Below are 13,789 nucleotides of genomic sequence, written 5' to 3'. Positions count from 1 at the left end.
CGCTCACCCCGCCTATCCTGCCACCGGTTCGCGGTGGCGGGGCGGTCCGGATTCGGCGATGCCGATGCGGTCGTGCAGCCGCGCCAGCGGACGCGGCGCCCACCAGTTCCAGCGGCCCATCAGGTGCATGAACGCGGGTACCAGCAGCATGCGGACCAGCGTCGCGTCGGCGAGCACCGCGAGGGTGAACCCGAGCCCGAACATCCGCATGAACGACACCTGCGCGGCGATCAGCGCCGCGAACGAGATCGTCATCAGCAGTGCCGCGGCGGTGACCACCCGGCCGGTGCGGGCGAGGCCGAGCGCCACGCTCTCGTCGTTGTCGGCGCGGGTGCGGCCGGACTGCAGCCAGAACTCGCGGATCCGCGATATCAGGAAGACCTCGTAGTCCATCGACAGGCCGAACGCGATGCAGAACAGCAGCACGGGCATGTTCGCGACCAGGGTCCCGGTGGGTGTCGTGCCCAGCGCCCCGAGGTGCCCCTCCTGGAAGATCCACACCAGTGCCCCGAACGCCGCCGACAGCGACAGCACGTTGAGCACCAACGCCTTCAGCGGGATGATCACGCTGCCGGTGAGCAGGAACAGCAGCACGAAGCTGATGACGGCGATGATGCTCAGCACCAGCGGCAGCCGCGAGGTGATCGACTCCGAGCTGTCGCGGTTGACCTGGGCGGTGCCGGTGAACTCCACGGGTTGGCCGCCGGGGGTGGGCACCGCGTGCAGGGCGTCGAGTTGGCTCTCGGATGCGTCGGTGAACAGATCGGTGTCGCTGCCGACGGTGAGGTACGCGCTGCCCGCGTTCAGTCCGCTCGCCGCCGACGGGGGCCCGACCCGCGCGCCGGCGACGTAGGTGCCGCCCGGCGCCGCCACCCTGACCACATCCGCCACCTGAGAGAGGTCCGCGGCGTAGCGGTCGATGTCGGCCGGTGTCAGATCCGCGGTGTCGGGGATGACGACGGTGACGTCGGTGGCGGTGTCGATCGCGAAGTCGTTGCGCAGCTCGTCGCCGACCTGCCGCGCCGACGAGGACTGCGGCAGCACGCGGTCGTCCGGGAAACCCCACTTGATGCCGAGGAACGGCGCGCCGAGCACCAGCAACAGCCCCACGACGACCACACCGATCGGAAGTGACCGGCGCTGAACGTATTTGGTGGAGCGGTACCAGAACGTCCGCTCGACGGGTTTGACGGCCGGTTCGGATCGCCCGGTCGCCCGCCGCAGCAGCCGGCGCACGTCGAACGCGTCGAGACGGTCTCCGAGCAGCGCGATCGCCGCGGGCGCCACGACGATCGCGGCCGTCGCGGAGAATCCGACCACCGCGATGCCTGCGTAGGCGAACGACTTCAGGAAGTACATCGGGAACAGCACCATGGTCGCCATCGACAGCGCGACGGTCAGCGCCGAGAACAGCACGGTGCGGCCCGCGGTGGCCATGGTCCGGATGAGTGCGCGGTCGCGGTCGACACCGTCGGCGAGTTCGTCGCGGAACCGGCTGACGATGAGCAGCGTGTAATCGATCGCCAATGCCAGCCCCATCGCGACCGACAGGTTCAGCGCGAAAATCGACACGTCGGTGAACATCGTCAGCACCCGCAGCACCGCCATGGTGCCGACGATCGCGAACACCCCGACGGCCACCGGAAGCGCCGCGGCCAGCAGTCCGCCGAACACCCACACGAGCACCCCGAAGCTGAGCGGGATCGCGATGAACTCCATTGTCAGCAGGTCTTTTTCGGTCTGCCTGTTGATCTCGACGTAGGTCATCGCCTCGCCGCCGGCCCGCACGGTCACCCCGTCGCGGTCGTTTGCCAACCGGTCGGAGAGCTCCTTGGCGTGCTTCTGGGCACCGGTCTCGCCGCCGGTGATGCCCGCGATCACCAGGCCCGTCGTGCGGTCCCTGCTGAGCAGCGACTCGGCGGCCTCCGGCGGTGCGGTCCAGGCCGAGGTCACCCCGGAGACGCTGGGGTCGGCTTCGAGTTCGGCGACGATCTCTGTGGCGACGGCGGTGGCGGCGGGCGCCTGGGCACCGTCGTCGGCGCTGATGCTGATCATCAGATCCATGTCGCCCTGGTCGAACTTGTCGACGAGGACCTGGTTGGCCCGCGCGGACTGCGACGTCGGGTCCTGAAAGCCGCCCGCGGAGAGCGTCTGGCTGACCGGGATTCCCAGGACGGCGGCCACGACCACGACGAACGCGGATACCACGAGGATCCGTTTCGGCGAGGCGACAGCCGCACCGGCAATACGTGACAGCACGTCCCGTCCTCTCCCCCACCCGATTGGCTAGTTTGTAGCCGCGGCAAGGACCGTTGAATCTGTCAGAACCGTGACCACCGGTTCGCGATGAGAAGTGACGGGCGCACAGGTCTAGACGATGATGGGAAGCGACTTCCCAGGCGGTTCACAGCACAGGGACGGAGACCATGGCAAGCACCGATGTGAGAACGACAGTCACCACCCCCACCTCGACGGGCACCGACATCGCGCTGCTGGTGCTGCGGGTGGCCGTGGGCGCCACGATGTTGCAGGCGGGGCTCATCAAAGCGGTCGACTTCACGACGACCGCCGGGTTCATGGAGGCCGGCGGGTGGCGGCTGCCGAAACTGGCGGCGTTCATGGTCACCGCGGCCGAGACGCTCGGCGGGATCGGACTGCTGCTGGGCTTGCTCACCCCGCTCGCGGCGGTGGCGGTGATCGCCGCGATGATCGACGCGTGGGCGGTCAACGTGTCCGGGTCGGCGTTCTGGTCCGAACCGTTCAACGTGCCGTTCCTGGTGGCGTTCGGCGCGATCGCGCTGCTGTTCGCCGGCGCCGGACGGTATGCGGTGGATGCCCAGGTCGATCGGATCCGCTGGTCGACGCGGACGGCGGCGCTGCTGCTCGCCGTGGCGGTGGCGGCGGCCGTGGTGACGTGGGTGGCGCTCAACGGGACGAACCCGATCCACTTCACGTCCCCTACTGGCTAGAAACCTACCCGAAAGTAGTATTGCCAGCGTTTTCCGAATCGTGACTCAACGATTCCTTAATGGTGACTCATACGCTCATTGGCATGTGGATCGACGACACCAGTGCCGATGTCATCAAGGTTGATTTCGAGGCGCTCTACCACGGGGATTTCCTCGTCGAGGGCGACACCTCCGAGCAGCTCGAAGACTGGACCCCGCTGGCTCAAGCGGGATGAACACGCGCGCCCGTGCGGGCGCGCGTGTTCTTCAGCCGTTTGCTGCCCCCTTGCGGGTACAAGGGTTGACCGGCGTCAGGCCGACACCCGCTCGGCGGCGGGCTTAACCAGCCCGGCCAGCCGATCCGTGATGAGCGCTTCGGCGTCGGCGACCATCCGGCTCACCAGCTCGCCGACCGTCGGGATGTCGTTGATCAACCCCATCGACGTGCCGACGCTCCAGATGCCGGCGTCCAGATCGCCCACTTCGTAAACCTTCACGCCACGCTTACCGGCGACCAGGTCTTTCACATCGTCGAACTGACCGCCGCGGTTGAGGATCTCCACGACTTCCCGCGAGACGGTGTTACTGGCCACCCGGGCGGTGTTGCGCAGCGGCCGGAAGATCAATTCGGTGTCGAGCTCGGTGCCCGCCACGATCGCTTCCTTGACCTTCTGGTGGATCGCCGACTCCACCGTGCACATGAACCGCGAACCCATGTTGATGCCGTCGGCGCCCAGTGCCAGCGCCGCGACCAGGCCGCGGGCGTCGGCGAAACCGCCGGAGGCGATCATCGGGATCTCGATCTTGGCGGCGGCGGCCGGGATCAGCACCAGGCCGGGGATGTCGTCCTCGCCGGGGTGGCCGGCGCATTCGAATCCGTCGATGCTGATGCCGTCGACACCGAGGCTCTGCGCCTTGACCGCATGGCGCACCGAGGTGCACTTGTGCAGCACTTTGATGCCGTTGTCGTGGAACATCGGCAGGTGCGGCGCCGGGTTCGACCCCGCCGTCTCGACGATCTTCACCCCGGAGTCGACGATGACCTGACGGTATTCGTCGTACGGCGGCGGGTTGATCGTCGGCAGGATCGTCAGGTTCACGCCGAACGGTTTGTCGGTCAGATCGCGGCAGCGCGCGATCTCGTCGGCCAGATCCGCCGGCGTCGGCTGGGTGAGCGCGGTGATGAACCCGAGCGCACCCGAATTCGCCACGGCTGCAACCAATTCGGCGCGGCCGACCCACTGCATACCACCCTGGACGATCGGGTGCTCGACACCGAAGGTCTCGGTGAACTTCGTGCGCAAGCTCATCGCGGCGCCATCCGGATCGCACCGTCCAGGCGGATCACCTCGCCGTTGAGCATCGGGTTCTCGACGATGTGGACGGCCAGCGCACCATACTCGTCGGGATCGCCCAGGCGCGCGGGGTGCGGCACCTGCTGACCGAGTGAGCGCTGCGCCTCCTCGGGCAGCGAGCCCAGCAGCGGGGTCTTGAACAGACCGGGTGCGATGGTGCAGACGCGGATGAACTCGCGCGACAGGTCGCGCGCGATCGGCAGGGTCATGCCGACCACGCCGCCCTTGGACGCCGAGTACGCGGCCTGCCCGATCTGACCTTCGAAGGCCGCGACCGATGCGGTGTTGATGATGACGCCGCGCTCCTCGCCGATCGGGTCGGTCTTGGCGATCCGCTCCGCGGCCAGCCGCAGCACGTTGAAGGTGCCGACCAGGTTGACCTGGATGACCTTGTTGAACTCCTCGAGCGGGAAGGCGCCGTTCTTGCTCAGCGTCTTGATCGCGTTGCCGATGCCTGCGCAGTTGACGTTGATGCGCAGCGGGCCCATCTCCTCGGCGGCGTCGAGCGCGGCGGAGACCTGTTCGGGGTCGGTGACGTTGGCCTGCACGAACTTCGCGCGCTCGCCGAGTTCGGCGACGGCCTCTTCACCCTTGAGGTCGATGACCACGACCGAGGCGCCCCGGTCGAGCAGTCGCTTGGTGGTGGCCAGGCCGAGGCCCGATGCGCCGCCGGTGACTACGGCTGCAGCGTCCTTGATTTCCACTCGCACATACCTTTCTGTTGTTTCGGTCGTGTTGGTTCAGCTTCAGACCCAGTCGTTGAGAACTGCTTCGGTGTCGCCGCCGGGCACACCGGGCGGCGTCGGGGTGGCGGGCACGGTGCGGGAGAACCGCGGGGCGGGCGCCGGGAACAGGAAGTCACCTTCGCGGTAGAAGGTGTCGCGTTCGGTGTTGTGCGGTTCCTGCTCCACCTCCGCGAACGACAGCACCGGAGTGCAGCAGGCGTCGCTGCCGGCGAAGACCTTGGTCCAGTGGTCGCGGTCGTGTTCGGCGAACGCCTTGGTGAGCGCCTCGCGCAGTTCGGGCCAGCGGCTCATGTCGTTCTGATCGGGCAGTCCGGCCGGGTCGAGGCCGAGCTTGTCGAGCAGTTCGGCGTAGAACTGCGGCTCGATCGCGCCGACGGCGACGTAGCGGCCGTCGGAGCACTCGTAGGTGTCGTAGTAGGGGGCGCCGGTGTCGAGCATGTTGACGCCGCGTTCGTCGGACCACATGCCCATCGAGCGGAACGCCCACATCATCTGGGCCAGCACGCTGGATCCGTCGACCATCGCGGCGTCGACGACCTGCCCCTTGCCGGAGCGTTCGCGCTCCCACAGCGCCGACAGGATGCCGACGAGCAGGAACATCGAGCCGCCGCCGAAGTCACCGGCCAGGTTCAGCGGCGGGACCGGGCGTTCGCCCTTGCGCCCGACCGCGTGCAGCACACCGTTGAGCGAGATGTAGTTGATGTCGTGGCCGGCCTGCTGGCTGCGCGGCCCGGTCTGGCCCCAGCCGGTCATCCGGCCGTAGATGAGCCGTTCGTTGACCTTGGCGCAGTCCTCGGGGCCGAGGCCGAGGCGTTCGGTGACGCCCGGGCGGAAGCCCTCGATGAGGACGTCGGCCTTGGCGATGAGCTTGAGCACCAGGTCGCGGCCCTCGTCGGTCTTGAGGTTGGCGCCGACCGACCGGCGGTTGCGTAACAGCTGGTCACGACCCTTGGTCTGGATACCGGGGCCCTTACCGGGCCGTTCGATGCGGACGACGTCCGCACCCAGATCGCCGAGGATCATGGCCGCGTGCGGGCCGGGGCCGATACCGGCCAATTCCACAACACGCAGTCCCTGCAGTGGTCCCGCCATTTCTACCGCCCCTTCGGAGTAGTTGACCGCGACATAGCTTACTTATATAACCTTCTCGACCGGCCACGGGCCTTGACCCACTCATGCGAAGGTGTAGCCATGACGACCACCGACTCCGCTACCGGCACGTACGTGAGCATTGACGACCTCATCGTCGCACTCGACGACGGGGTGCTTTCGGTGACGCTCAACCGGCCGGACAGCCTCAACTCGCTGACCGCCGAGATGCTGGACGGCATCGCGGACACGCTGGACAAGGCGGCCGGCGATCTGGCGGTGAAGGTGGTGCGGCTGGGCGGGGCCGGGCGCGGGTTCAGCTCCGGGGCGGGCATCAGCGAGGACGATCAGGCCAAGAAGCAGGAGATCGGCATCAACGCGGTGCTCGATGCGGCCAACCGGGCGGTGCGGTCGATCGTCGCGGCGCCGAAGCCGGTGGTGGCGGTGGTGCAGGGCCCGGCGGCCGGTGTGGGTGCGTCGTTGGCATTGGCGTCGGATGTCGTATTGGCGTCGGAGAAGGCGTTTTTTATGTTGGCGTTCACCAAGATCGGGTTGATGCCCGACGGGGGTGCGTCGGCGTTGTTCGCCGCGGCGGTGGGCCGGATCCGGGCGATGCGGATGGCGCTGTTGGCGGAGCGGATCACGGCGCGCGAGGCGTACGAATGGGGGCTGGTGACGTCGGTGCACCCCGCAGAGGAGTTCGACGCCGAGGTGGACAAGGTGCTGGAGACGCTGAAATCCGGTCCCGCGGTGGCACTTCGGAAGACGAAGCAGGCGATCAACGCGGCGACGCTGACGGAGCTCGAGGGTGCGTTGGGGCGTGAGACGGAGGGGCAGCTGGCGCTGCTCGCGTCGCACGATTTCCGCGAGGGCACGCGGGCGTTCCAGGAACGCCGCAGCGCGTCGTTCACCGATCACTGAGGGCAGGGGGTTCCGGCGCCGCGCGCCCGGAACACATGCCACCTCCGTTTTCGATATCCACCGGCGATAGCTGATAGCACCCGCGACATCAGAACCGAAGACGACATCCCCTTCCGGCGCCGCGCGCCCGGAACACATGTGACCTTCAGAACCGATATCGCCGGCGCTAGCTGATAGCACCCGCGACATCAGAACTGAAGACGACATCCCCTTCCGGCGCGCGCACCTGACGCCGCGCGCCCGGCGACGCGGGCAGAATTGTCACACCCCTGCGCCATCATCAGGCCATGCCGTCCTACACCTATCGAGCCGAATGGTCGCCCAGCAGAGGCGAATACGAGGGGCGCTGTCTCGAGTTCCCCGGCCGTGTCGAGCGCGGCGCCACCGCCGCGGAAGCCATCACGAACATCGAACGCGAGATCGCCAACGAGCTCGGCCACTACCACGCCAACGGTGTGGACCCGCCGCCCTCCCTCTCCGACAAGCAGTACAGCGGCACCTTCGTCGTCCGCGCCTCCCCTGAACTCCACAGTCGGCTCACGGTGGAAGCCGCCGAGCAGAACGTGTCCCTCAACCAGTGGGCCATCACCAAACTCGCCGGCCGCCTACCCTCACTCAGCGACCTCTTCTGAGCCGAAAATCGTTGGACGGGCGCGGGATCATCGAAAGATGAGCACGCCAACCCTGAACCAGCGACCGGCCGGTCGATGGCGCGTGCTCGCACCCTTCGCCTCCCGCGAGTACCGCTTGCTGATCGCGGCCGTCTCCCTGTCGATCTTCGCCGAGGGCATGTGGACGGTGGTGATGGCCCTGCAGGTCATCGCCCTCGACAACGATCCCGCCGCCCTGTCACTGGTCGCGACCTGCCTCGGCACCGGCCTGGTCGCGTTCGTGCTCGTCGGCGGGATCGCCGCCGACCGGTTCAGCCAACGGGCCATCATCATCGTCGTCGAAGCGGTCAACTTCGCCGCCGTAGCCACCATCGCCGTTCTCGGAACCGTTGGCGCCTTGCGCATCTGGCATCTGGCGGTGGCCGCCGCGGTACTCGGCATCGCCGCGGCGTTCTTCTTCCCCGCCTACAGCGCGATCCTCCCGCGCATCCTGCCCGCCGACCAGCTCCTCGCCGCCAACGGCGTCGAAGGCGTCGTCCGCCCGGTCATGCAGCGGTCGGTCGGCCCCGCCGTCGCGGGCATGGTCGTCGGCGCCACCCTGCCGTCGATCGGCGCCACCGTGGTCGCGGTCCTGTTTGGTTCCGGGCTGCTGCTCCTGCTGGCCACCCGCCCGGCGCGGACCGCACGGCAACCGGCGGCCCACACCCACGTCCTGCACGATCTGCGCGACGGGTTCGGCTTCATGGTCCGCACCCCGTGGCTGCTGTCGACGCTGCTCTTCGCGAGCGTGTTCGTACTCGTCGTGATCGGCCCGATCGAGGTGCTGCTGCCGTTCATCGCCCAGCAGCGATTCGCCGACGGTGCCCGCGCCTACGGCTTCATCCTCGCGTTCTTCGGGGTGGGCAGTGCGCTCGGCGCGCTCGCGGTCTCCTCGGCGCGCATGCCGCGGCGCTACCTGACGGTGATGATGACGATGTGGGGCGCCGGCTCACTCCCGCTGGTGGTCATCGGCACCACGAGTTCGTTCCCGCTGATGGCCGCCGCCACGTTCGTCGTCGGGGTGACCGACGGTGCCGGCATGGTCATCTGGGGCACGCTGCTGCAGCGCCGGGTGCCGACGGCGATGCTCGGCCGGGTGTCCAGCCTGGACTTCTTCGTCTCGCTGGTCTTCATGCCGGTGTCGTTCGCCGTCGTCGGCCCGCTGTCGAAGATCGTGTCGATGGAGACGATCTTCCTGGTCGCCGGCGTCGCGCCGGTACTGCTCGCGGCGGTCGCGGTCACCGCGGCGCGCATGCCGCGCGACGAGCTGGCCAACCCGCTGCGTTAGACCCCGAAGATCGGGGGCAGCGCGAGCACCATGACCAGACCCCAGAAGAAGTGGGTCAGCATGGGGGCGAGCACTCCCCCGGTCGCGCGGCGTTCCAGCGCGCACACCGTGCCCAGCACGATGGCCGCGATCGCCAACATGAAGTTCTGCGTGCTCACGCCGGTCACCAGCACGTAGACCGCCGTCGACCAGAGCACCGCCCACCAGCCGTTCCACCGGTTGCCCAGCGAGCTGTAGAGCGCCCCTCGGAAGAACAGCTCCTCGGCCAGCCCGTTGACCACGGTGATGACGACGACCAGCCACAGCGCGCCGACATTGGCGTGTTCGAGCACCTTGACGGCGTACTCGCTCATCAGCGGGATCTCGCGCGCCACCAGCCCGGCGACGATGAACGCCGCACCCAACAGCAGCCCGACGGCGGTGCCGGTGATCACCGGCCGCTGATTGCGTCCCCGAAAACATATGCGGCCCATGTGAATCGGGCCGGACAGGAATGCGCCGAGGGTCCACCAGACGGCCAGCCCGGCGGTGAACCAGTAGAAGTCAGGGTCACCGGGCGGGATGGACAGCGAGTAGCCGAGCAGCCCGAAGCCGATGACGACGAAGATCGCGACGATGATCCGGCGGCGGCGGATCACCGCGGGCCACTCCCCCGCCGGCGCGGCGACGCTGCCGACGACGCGCCGTGCCTCCTGGAAGAAACCGTTTCGTTCGTCGCACGGCGCTGGCGTCGGTGACGTCGAATGCTCGGTTTCGGTCATGCCGAATGCCCTTTCGGTACCAGGTTGACGAGGGTGTCCAGGCCCGTGCGCATCGCCGCCGCGACCGGACCGGGGACCAGACAGAGCAGTCCGAGCGCAGGCCGCGCGATCGGTGGTGTCACCGTCCGCGCCAGCCGCGCGATGCGTTCGTTGTCGCCGCCGGCCCAGTCCGGATCCGTGTCGGCGAGGTGGTGCACGTCGACCAGCGCGTTGACCGGCCTGGCCCGCTGCGGGGACAGCGACCGGCGCATGGCCTCCTCGACACCGGTCAGCCCGCCCGAGGGGGCGTCGACGTAGTCGCCCAGCCCGTCCTTCGAGGCGGTCATCGGGTGGTCGAGGGATTCGATCAGGTCACCGGCAAGCCCGGCGGGGACCGGCAGCACCAGCCCGCTGAGGTGGGAGACGACGGAGGTGTCGACCCCGCGTACCGGCAGCGGGGCGCGGCGCCGGCCGGCGACCCGCGCGTAGGTCTGCAGCAGTTCGCCGTAGGTGGTGGTCTCGGGGCCGTGGATGTCGTAGGAGCCGGCGGGCACCTTGTCGACGTCGGCGGCGGCCACCAGATAGTGCAGGGCGTCGCGGATGGAGATCGGGTCGATCGGGTTGGCCGCCCACTTCGGCAGCGGCAGCACCAGGAATCGGTCGGCGACGTAGCGCAGCATCTCGAAGGACGTGGAGCCGGCGCCGATGATGATCGCCGCACCCAGCCACACCACGTCGGGTCCGCCCTCGACGGTCAGCGCCTCGGCGACCTCGGCGCGGCTGGCGAGGTGTTCGGACAGCGTGTCGTCGGTGGGCACGAAGCCGCCGAGGTAGACGATGCGGCGCACCCCGGCCTCGCGCGCGGCCTCGGCGACGTTGGCCGCGGCCCGGTTGTCGGCGTCACGGAAATCGGGCTGGCCGATGGCGTGCACCAGGTAGTAGATGACGTCGACCGAGCCCGCGTCGGCCAGTGCCTGCTTCACCGATTGCGGTTGCTGCGCATCGAGTGCGACCGACGTCACATCGTCGTACCACCCGAAAGACCGCAGCCGCGAGGGGTTGCGGCTGGCCACCACGACGTCCGCGCCCGCGTCCACAAGGGCGCTGACCAGGCGCGATCCGACATATCCTGTGGCGCCGGTGACGAGCACTCGCTGGTTCTTCACCGTCCCTAGGTACCCAGGTCCCCCGGATCGGAATCGGTTTGCCCGGGTCAGCGGTGGACGTCGACCAGATGCTGGTAGAGCACGGCGTTCGTGCGGTTGCCCTCGATCTCCTGGTCGCTCAGTTCGCGGCGCACCTTGCCGGGCACCCCGGCGACCAGCGAGCCCGGCGGGACCTCGACGCCCTGGGCCACCACCGCGCCGGCGGCGACCAGTGAGCCGCGGCCGATCTTGGCGCCGTTGAGCACGACCGCGCCCATCCCGATCAGGCAGCCGTCCTCGATCGTGCATCCGTGCAGAACGGCGTTGTGCCCGACGCTGACGTCGGCGCCGATGGTGGCCGGGAAGCCCGGGTCGACGTGGATGGTCACGCCGTCCTGGATGTTGGAGCCGGCGCCGATCCGGATGGGTTCGACCTCGGCGCGCAGCGTGGCGCCGTACCAGACGCTGGACTTGGGCGATAGCGTCACCCACCCGATGACCGCGGCATTCGGCGCGACCCACGCCGTCTCGTCGAGTTCGGGGGCATGTTCGCGCAGCGCGACGATCAGCGGTTCGGGCATGGCCGTCATGGTAGGCGGCGGCCGGTCAGGCGCCCTGGTACACCTTGCGATAACTCGTCGGCGACATGCCGACGCCGCGGCGCAGGTGGTGGCGGAGATTGCCCGCCGAGCCGAGACCGGAGAGCCGGGCCACCTCGTCCACCGGCAGATCGCGCGACTCGAGCAGTTCGCGCGCCCGGTCGACGCGCCTGCTGCGGATCCACGCACCCGGCGCCTGCCCCGTCTCCTCGCGGAACCGCCGGTTGAAGGTGCGTGTGCTCATCCGCGCGTGGGCCGCCATCCGCTGCACTGTCAGCTCCTCGTCGAGGTGGTGCAGCGCCCACTCACGGGTGGCCGCGGTCGACGCGTGGTCGCAGGCGTCGACATGCCGGTCGATGAACTGCGCCTGACCGCCCTCGCGCCACGGCGGCACCACGCAGTAGCGGGCGACCCTGTTGGCCACCTGCGCGCCGTGGTCGGACCGGATGATGTGCAGGCACAGGTCGATTCCGGCCGCCAGCCCCGCCGACGTGAGCACGTCGCCGTCGTCGACGAACAGCACGTTCTCGTCGAGCTGAACGGCCGGGTGCAGCCGCCGCATGTCGTCGGCGAACTGCCAGTGGGTGGTGGCGGGCCTGCCGTCGAGCAGGCCGGCGGCGGCCAGGACGAAGGCGCCGGTACAGATCGACACCAGGCGCGTGCCCGGGCGGATCCCGGCCAGCGCCTGCGTCACCGGACCCGGGAGGACCCCGTCCACCCGCGCGGGCCGGTAGCGGGTGCCCGGGATCACGACGGTGTCGGCGTCGGTGAGCGCCTCGGGTCCGGCGGTCGGGACGATCCCGAACCCGTTCGTCGACGGCACGGCGGCCCGCGACAGCCCGCACGTCACCACGTCGTAGAGCGGCCGCCCCTGCGCGTCGGCGGCACTGCCGAACAGCGTCGGCGCGATGGCCGCGTCGAAGCCGACGACCGGCGGCAGGAGCAGAACGGCGACGCGATGCACACCGCCAGTTTGGCACGTCTTTGACGAATCATGTCATTCATGCCACTGGTCCCGGTTGACGGAGATCGGGCACAGTGTTCTCGTGACGCTGACCGCCGACGACCGAAGCACACGTCTGCACTGGGGCTGGGTGGTAGCCGGGGTGAGTTTCGTCGCCCTGCTCGGGGCCGCAGGCTTCCGCGCGGTGCCCGGGGTGTTCATGAACCCGCTGCACCATGAGTTCGGGTGGTCGCACGGCACCGTCGGGCTGGCGATGTCGGTGAACATGACGCTGTTCGGGCTGACCGCACCGTTCGCCGCCGCGCTGATGGACCGCTTCGGTATCCGCCCCGTGCTGGCGACGGCGCTGCTGCTGATCGCGGCGGGCTCATCGCTGTCGGTGACGATGACCGCGAGCTGGCAGCTCGTACTGCTATGGGGCGTATTGGTCGGCGTCGGGACCGGGGCGATCTCGATGGGCTTCGTCGCGACCGTCGCCACCCGCTGGTTCGACGCCCGCCGCGGACTGGTCACCGGGGTGCTGACGGCCGCGAGCGCCACCGGGCAGCTGATCTTCCTTCCCGTCGTCGCCGCGGTGACCGAGGCGCACGGCTGGCGGTGGGCTTCACTGATCGTCGCGGCGGCGGCGCTGGCCGTCGTGCCCCTGGTCGCGGTGTTGATGCGCAACCACCCGGGCGACAAGGGGCTGTTGCCGTACGGCGCCACGGGTCCGGCGGAACCGCAGGCCGTGCCCACGGGCACGTTCCGGGCCGCGTTCGACGGGCTGCTGCGCGGCGCCCGGGTGCCGGCGTTCTGGCTGCTGGCGGGCAGCTTCGCCATCTGCGGTATGACGACCAATGGTCTGATCGGCACGCACTTCATCCCGGCGGCCAACGATCACGGCATGCCGACCACGGTCGCCGCCGGGCTGCTGGCCACGATCGGCGTGCTCGATGTCGCGGGCACGGTGTTCTCCGGATGGCTCACCGACCGCGTCGATCCGCGGGTGCTGCTCGGCATCTACTACACCGGCCGCGGGCTGTCGCTGCTGCTGCTTCCGGCCCTCCTCTCCCCGGACGCCACCCCGGGCACCTGGGTGTTCATCATCTTCTACGGGCTGGACTGGGTGGCCACCGTCCCGCCGACCATCGCCCTGTGCCGGCAGTACTTCGGTGCGCGCACACCGGTCGTGTTCGGCTGGATCTTCGCCTCCCACCAACTCGGGGCGGCGGTCGCCGCGGCAGGAGCGGGTTGGGTGCGTGACGCCAACGGCGGCTACGACGTCGCGTTCTACGTGGCGGCCGGTCTGTGTGTCGTCGCCGCGGCGCTGTGCGTGAGCATCCGTGTGAGACAACCAACGTAACG

At 69.0% G+C, this 13,789-nt stretch carries 14 protein-coding genes; 6 read left to right on the top strand and 8 right to left on the bottom strand.

Annotation, left to right across the window (positions count from 1 at the left end; genetic code table 11):
- Positions 1-12 precede the first annotated feature (12 nt).
- The gene (locus AU194_RS05360; protein ID WP_059088197.1) at positions 13-2,259 is read right to left on the bottom strand and encodes an MMPL family transporter; all 2,247 of its coding nucleotides are present in this window, start codon (positions 2,257-2,259) and stop codon (positions 13-15) included.
- Between the two features lie 167 nt (positions 2,260-2,426).
- On the opposite strand from AU194_RS05360, the gene AU194_RS05355 reads away from it, so the two are divergent.
- Both AU194_RS05355 and AU194_RS32830 read left to right on the top strand, forming a co-directional pair.
- Entirely contained in the window at positions 2,427-2,969 is a 543-nt protein-coding gene (locus AU194_RS05355) for a DoxX family protein (RefSeq protein ID WP_059088196.1), read from the top strand.
- An 83-nt stretch (positions 2,970-3,052) separates the two neighbouring features.
- On the top strand, positions 3,053-3,184 hold the full coding sequence (locus tag AU194_RS32830) for a hypothetical protein (protein WP_255374825.1): 132 nt from the start codon (positions 3,053-3,055) through the stop codon (positions 3,182-3,184).
- 75 nt (positions 3,185-3,259) lie between these two features.
- On the opposite strand, the gene AU194_RS05350 is transcribed toward AU194_RS32830, so the two are convergent.
- Genes AU194_RS05350 through AU194_RS05340 form a run of 3 tightly spaced genes read right to left on the bottom strand, consistent with a single transcriptional unit; the run spans position 3,260 to position 6,141 of the window.
- Positions 3,260-4,258, bottom strand: a complete 999-nt coding sequence (locus tag AU194_RS05350; protein ID WP_059088195.1) for a nitronate monooxygenase family protein — start codon at positions 4,256-4,258, stop codon at positions 3,260-3,262.
- Positions 4,255-5,007 carry a 3-hydroxyacyl-CoA dehydrogenase gene (locus AU194_RS05345; protein WP_059088194.1) on the bottom strand — a complete coding sequence of 251 codons (753 nt, stop codon included), beginning with the start codon at positions 5,005-5,007 and terminating at the stop codon, positions 4,255-4,257. Before AU194_RS05345 ends, AU194_RS05350 begins: the two co-directional genes overlap by 4 nt.
- A 42-nt stretch (positions 5,008-5,049) precedes the next feature.
- Complete coding sequence (locus tag AU194_RS05340; RefSeq protein ID WP_059088193.1) at positions 5,050-6,141, bottom strand: CaiB/BaiF CoA-transferase family protein; 1,092 nt, start codon at positions 6,139-6,141, stop codon at positions 5,050-5,052.
- Positions 6,142-6,240: 99 nt separating this feature from the next.
- Here AU194_RS05340 and AU194_RS05335 point away from each other — a divergent pair, with 99 nt between their 5' ends.
- The 3 genes from AU194_RS05335 to tet(V) all read left to right on the top strand — a co-directional run bounded on the left by AU194_RS05335 (position 6,241) and on the right by tet(V) (position 8,997).
- The gene (locus AU194_RS05335; RefSeq protein ID WP_059088192.1) at positions 6,241-7,059 is read left to right on the top strand and encodes an enoyl-CoA hydratase; all 819 of its coding nucleotides are present in this window, start codon (positions 6,241-6,243) and stop codon (positions 7,057-7,059) included.
- Positions 7,060-7,346: 287 nt separating this feature from the next.
- Complete coding sequence (locus tag AU194_RS05330) at positions 7,347-7,691, top strand: type II toxin-antitoxin system HicB family antitoxin (protein ID WP_059088191.1); 345 nt, start codon at positions 7,347-7,349, stop codon at positions 7,689-7,691.
- Positions 7,692-7,728: 37 nt separating this feature from the next.
- On the top strand, positions 7,729-8,997 hold the full coding sequence (gene tet(V), locus AU194_RS05325) for a tetracycline efflux MFS transporter Tet(V) (protein WP_059088190.1): 1,269 nt from the start codon (positions 7,729-7,731) through the stop codon (positions 8,995-8,997).
- Here tet(V) and AU194_RS05320 read toward each other — a convergent pair.
- The 4 genes from AU194_RS05320 to AU194_RS05305 are packed head-to-tail and all read right to left on the bottom strand — an operon-like array spanning position 8,994 to position 12,445.
- A complete protein-coding gene (locus AU194_RS05320; protein WP_059088189.1) occupies positions 8,994-9,758 on the bottom strand; it encodes a CPBP family intramembrane glutamic endopeptidase in 765 nt (254 codons plus the stop codon). The genes tet(V) and AU194_RS05320 overlap by 4 nt on opposite strands.
- Positions 9,755-10,903: an NAD(P)H-binding protein gene (locus AU194_RS05315; RefSeq protein ID WP_059088188.1), complete on the bottom strand. Its 1,149-nt coding sequence runs from the start codon at positions 10,901-10,903 to the stop codon at positions 9,755-9,757. Before AU194_RS05315 ends, AU194_RS05320 begins: the two co-directional genes overlap by 4 nt.
- Before the next feature lie 47 nt (positions 10,904-10,950).
- Complete coding sequence (locus AU194_RS05310) at positions 10,951-11,463, bottom strand: gamma carbonic anhydrase family protein (RefSeq protein WP_059088187.1); 513 nt, start codon at positions 11,461-11,463, stop codon at positions 10,951-10,953.
- 25 nt (positions 11,464-11,488) lie between these two features.
- Positions 11,489-12,445 carry a GlxA family transcriptional regulator gene (locus tag AU194_RS05305; protein WP_059088186.1) on the bottom strand — a complete coding sequence of 319 codons (957 nt, stop codon included), beginning with the start codon at positions 12,443-12,445 and terminating at the stop codon, positions 11,489-11,491.
- A gap of 82 nt (positions 12,446-12,527) precedes the next feature.
- Here AU194_RS05305 and AU194_RS05300 point away from each other — a divergent pair, with 82 nt between their 5' ends.
- Positions 12,528-13,787, top strand: coding sequence for an MFS transporter (locus AU194_RS05300; RefSeq protein ID WP_059088249.1), 1,260 nt, complete (start codon positions 12,528-12,530; stop codon positions 13,785-13,787).
- Positions 13,788-13,789: the final 2 nt, after the last annotated feature.

Origin of the sequence: Mycobacterium sp. GA-2829, from assembly GCF_001499965.1 — a bacterium.
Classification (GTDB): Bacteria; Actinomycetota; Actinomycetes; order Mycobacteriales; family Mycobacteriaceae; genus Mycobacterium.
Note: the sequence above shows the minus strand (reverse complement) of the source record. Positions and strands in the feature narration are given on the sequence as shown.